Here is a 3,067-nt window from a genome sequence, read left to right on the forward strand (position 1 = left end):
CGAGAACCACATCAAGGCGTGGAAGGCCCACCTCGCATCAGACCGGACGTCGTGCTCGAAAGCCAACGCCAATCAGATGCGTCTGATGCTGCACGGCTGCGCCTACTGGGTCTGGTGGAAGCTTCGCGCGGCTTGCCCAAAACGTTCACCATGGCGCCGCGCCCAGTTCGACACGCTGCGGCTGCATCTCGTCAAACTGGCCGCCACCATCGTCGAAAAGAAGACCCGGATCATCATGACCCTGCCGGCTTCGTGTCCCCGAAAGGGACTTCTCCTCCTTCTCTTCGACGCCCTCGCCCCCCCGAAAACAGCCTGACGCAAGCGCCCCGACAAACCCAGAAACATCAACCCGTATCGCCCAAGACCCAAGTCACCGGCCGGCATGCCAACCGGACGCAAACACCGGGTGCGCGCAAGAAAACCGAGACCGGGGAAACCATCCCACGGAGCACAAGTCCGCAGCTTCATGAATTATGCGGGCTAAGGCGCTCTAAAGCAGAGTGTAGAATGTCCCGATCGCCATGCATTATCCCAATGGCGTCACCAGCTGATCATCGTGAAAGAGCCGAAAAATTCAGCTTCCGGCGGTCCAACGTTGGGGAGCAGCGCGACCTATGACGCAACCTATGTGTCGCTCGTCTATGTCTACCTGATATCGGGGCTCGCCCTGGCATTTGGCCTGCTGCTTCTGCGGCGGTATCACCGCGACCTGCTGGAGCGCTGAGCCTTCGGTTGAGGCGCCGCGCGGCGGGTGCTAACGCAGGTTCGATCTGCACCGAAGAGTCCCGGCAATGCCATCGAACCTCCTTTACAAGTTGGCCAGCGCTGCCGCCTTTCTGATGCCGCGCCCCACGCGCGACCTCTATGCCTGGCGCATCCGGCGCAGCGGCACTTTCGACCGCGAATATTACGGCAGGATTTCCCACGGCATAAATCCGCTCTACCGGGCCTTTCCGATCCGGCATTACACCCGCTTCGGGGAGTCGCTCGGCTGGCAGCCGAACGAGACCTTCTCCCCGTCGGCCTACCTGCGCCTCAATCCCGATCTGCGCGACCGCGAGATCCGGCCGTTCGAGCATTACCTCCGCCACGGCCAGGCCGAGAACCGCGTCTTCCGCGAGTTGCTGGACGGTGGGCTCGCAGGCGACGCCGCGGCGACGGAAGTGGTCGATTTGCGCGCCCTCGCGGCGCGGGGCCGTCCCGGGCGGTCGCGCTTCGCAGTGGTGATCCATCTTTACTATCTCGACATCTGGGACGAGTTCGAGACCGTGCTGTCCGAAGCAGGGATCGAGTTCGACCTCTTCGTCACGATCACCCATTTCGCAGAAGGGTCCGTAGAATTGCGCGACCGGATCCGCGCGGCACATCCCGAGGCGGTCGTGGTCCTGATGCCCAATCACGGGCGCGACATCTTCCCGTTCGTCCATCTCGTCGGCGCAGGCCTGCTGTCGGGGTACGAGGCGGTCTGCAAGATCCATTCCAAGCGCTCACCGCACCGCGTCGATGGCGATGCATGGCGCAACCATCTCGTCACGGGCCTTCTGCCGGCGGTCGGCACGCCCGACCTGCTGGAGGCGTTCCTTGACGATCCATCCGCCAGCCTCTGGGTCGCGGACGGCCAGCACTACCGGGAGACCCAGTGGTGGGGCTCGAACCTCGTGACGACCGACCACATGCTGCGCCGGATCGAGATCGCGGCCGACCCGGAGCGGCTCTCCTTTCCGGCAGGGTCGATGTACTGGCTCAAACCTGCCCTGGTCGACATGATCCGCGGCCTGCAACTGACCGAGACCGACTTCGAGCCGGAGCGACGTCAGGTCGACGGCACCACGGCCCACGCGTTCGAACGCGCACTCGGCTACATGGCCGAGGATGGCGGGCGGCGCATCGTGCAGACCTCGCAGCTCGAATTCACCCCGGACCCGCCGGTGCGCCGCGCGCCGTCCTTCGTCTCGGCTTTCTACCTGCCGCAATTCCACCGCACGCCCGAAAATGACGCGTGGTGGGGTCGCGGTTTCACCGAATGGACCGCCGCGTCCGCAGCCACCCGCAACTTCGCCTGCCACGCACAGCCGCAACTGCCCGGCGCGCTCGGCTTCTACGACCTGACGCGGCCCGAGGTCATGGGCGAGCAGGCCGCGATGGCTCGCGCCGCCGGGATCGACGCGTTCTGCACCTATTTCTACTGGTTCGACGGGCGCCGGATCCTCGAGGCGCCGATCGACAACCTGATGGACCGGCCCGAGATCGAGTTTCCCTTTTACCTGTGCTGGGCGAACGAAAGCTGGCGGCGCAACTGGGACGGCCAATCCGGGGAGGTGCTGCTCGAACAGGGTTACCGCGAGGGCTTCGAGAGCGCGCTGGCCCGCGACACGGCGCGCTACATGCGCGATCCGCGCTATGCCCGGCCGGACGGCGCCCGCCCGCGCTTCGTCATCTACCGCCCGACCGACATGCCCGATCCGACGGCCAGTGTCGCGCGCCTGCGCGCCGCGTGGCAGGAGGAAGGGGTGGGCGAGGTCGAACTCGGGGCGGTCCTCTTTCACGTCCGGGGCGAGGCCGAGATCGCCGACGATCTGTTCGATTTCCATATCGAGATGCCGCCGCATGACCTCGTTAGCGGGGCCGACTACATCGTCGGCGGCCCGACGCCGCCGCCCCGCGATTTCGGCCTGATGCCGGGCTTTCGCGGCTTGATCTATGATTACCGCCGCGTGGCCGAAAACGCGCTGTCGCCGGAATACGCAGCCCGACTGCCGGCGAACACGATCGCCGGGATCATGCCGTCCTGGGACAACACCGCCCGCCGCGGCCCATCCGCCCATATCGCCTGGGGCGCCAACCCGATGACCTTCGAGCGCTGGCTGGAGCGGCTCTGCGCGGAGCGGCTGGATCAGTCCTATCGCGGCGAAATCATCGTGAATGCCTGGAACGAATGGGCCGAGAAGGCGATGCTCGAGCCGTCACGCCAATACGGCGACGCGATGCTGCGGGTTCTCGAACGTCACTCCGGCGCCAAGGCACCCGGTCTCGCCAGCCAGACACAATAGGAACCTTAATTTTGTCT

General features: G+C 65.4%; 3 protein-coding genes. All 3 read left to right on the top strand.

Going from position 1 to position 3,067, the window contains the following annotated elements; genetic code table 11:
* On the top strand, positions 1–316 hold a 316-nt coding region (locus tag JSE7799_RS09220), incomplete at its 5' end, for a transposase (protein WP_186201892.1).
* Positions 317–595: 279 nt separating this feature from the next.
* Complete coding sequence (locus JSE7799_RS21680) at positions 596–724, top strand: hypothetical protein (RefSeq protein WP_306455407.1); 129 nt, start codon at positions 596–598, stop codon at positions 722–724.
* A gap of 115 nt (positions 725–839) precedes the next feature.
* The gene (locus JSE7799_RS09225; RefSeq protein WP_055663361.1) at positions 840–3,050 is read left to right on the top strand and encodes a glycoside hydrolase family 99-like domain-containing protein; all 2,211 of its coding nucleotides are present in this window, start codon (positions 840–842) and stop codon (positions 3,048–3,050) included.
* Positions 3,051–3,067: the final 17 nt, after the last annotated feature.

This window comes from Jannaschia seosinensis, from assembly GCF_001408515.1.
In the GTDB taxonomy this organism is placed as follows: domain Bacteria; phylum Pseudomonadota; class Alphaproteobacteria; order Rhodobacterales; family Rhodobacteraceae; genus Jannaschia; species Jannaschia seosinensis.

Excerpts from the sequence above, each read along its gene's own strand:
- JSE7799_RS09225 (WP_055663361.1), top strand. The coding sequence starts at position 840 with ATGCCGCGCCCCACGCGCGACCTCTATGCCTGGCGCATCCGGCGCAGC.